The sequence below is a fragment of the Bradyrhizobium sp. WSM1743 genome, assembly GCF_000473065.1.
GTDB lineage: Bacteria > Pseudomonadota > Alphaproteobacteria > Rhizobiales > Xanthobacteraceae > Bradyrhizobium.
The window spans coordinates 1-1174 of sequence record NZ_AXAZ01000166.1 but is presented as its reverse complement, the minus strand read 5'-3'; the positions used below and the strand labels follow the sequence as shown (position 1 = coordinate 1174).

Below are 1174 nucleotides of genomic sequence, written 5' to 3'. Positions count from 1 at the left end.
TCGGTCACCTCATCCAGGACATCCAGCCTCGCGAATGCGCCAACTACTTCGCCAACGCCGGTTATGCTTCCGTCAAAATGTGAAACGCTCTAGCGATTTTCATCGCGCCATCGAACCTATTCATGATTGAGCCCTCGTGCTTCTCCGGTGGTGTTCCGCGGCGGAACACACACTTGGCGTGAGATGAGCGCTGCAAAAAAAGCGATCAGTGGAGAATGCGATGCCCGCCGACGGCACAATTGCTGCTCATCACAATAGACGGAGACTTCGGCACATCCCGTTGAGCAGCTCCGTAGTTAGGCTACATCAATCACAGGGTGGGGCGAAAGGGGGCTTGACTGCTCATGGCCGTTGCTGACCTCAGCCAAGAGCGCGGCGATGTCCGCTTCCGAGAGATGACCCGACCAAGGCCGTGCCAGCTGCTGAGGGCAGCATTTGACCCTTAGCGGTTTGGCGACCAAGATGCTCAGCATGGTTTCAGAGCAATCTCCTCAACTGCCCTATTTGGGGCACAACGGTAGAGAACTCGGCCTGATGCTGAGAGGCACGAAGCCTCTTGCCTATTTCCTGAATTTTGTCCCGCGTGAGTTCGACGTCAATATTCGATATTGGCGGATGTTCGACAGACATGTGGCTGCGGGCCGGTTGATACGACGCGAATTAGTTGAAGTGCCGCACCGAAGACTGCTCTACGCGTTACCCGACCATGAGTGGCGAATAGACGCCATGCTTGCGCTCCTAAACGAACTCGAAGCATGGTCCGAAGATCACGAACGGCGCTCTTGCGAATTGCTTGGCTACGAGAGCTGGCAGATTGACTATTGGCTGGCGCACCGTCGCTTGCGTGCGGATGCTTAGTCTGGTTATGGCCCATCTGCGAAGTTGCTCCGGGTCTGACGGTGGTCCGCTCATCACGGCAGAGCGGACTAGATTTGCTCAACCTGAGTTCTTCGCGTTTTGACCCGCACCGGACCTCGGGAAGATTTCAATGCCNGCGGCGGCGCGTCTCCGATACAACACGGGATATAGTTACATTTCTGGATTGAACTGCTAACTCTCTAATCGACTAATAAATTTTCAAAAAAATCATAGGAGTCGCAATGTCCTCTCCAGAAGAAGACGATCGGCGCGAGTTTTTAAGATCCTGCGGCAGGTTCGCCCCCGTAACACCTCC

The 1174-nt window shown here is 54.8% G+C and carries 1 protein-coding gene; it reads left to right on the top strand.

Annotated elements, in window-relative coordinates:
- The first annotated feature begins 462 nt into the window (after positions 1-462).
- The gene (locus YU9_RS0138355) at positions 463-858 is read left to right on the top strand and encodes a hypothetical protein (RefSeq protein WP_027577405.1); all 396 of its coding nucleotides are present in this window, start codon (positions 463-465) and stop codon (positions 856-858) included.
- Positions 859-1174: the final 316 nt, after the last annotated feature.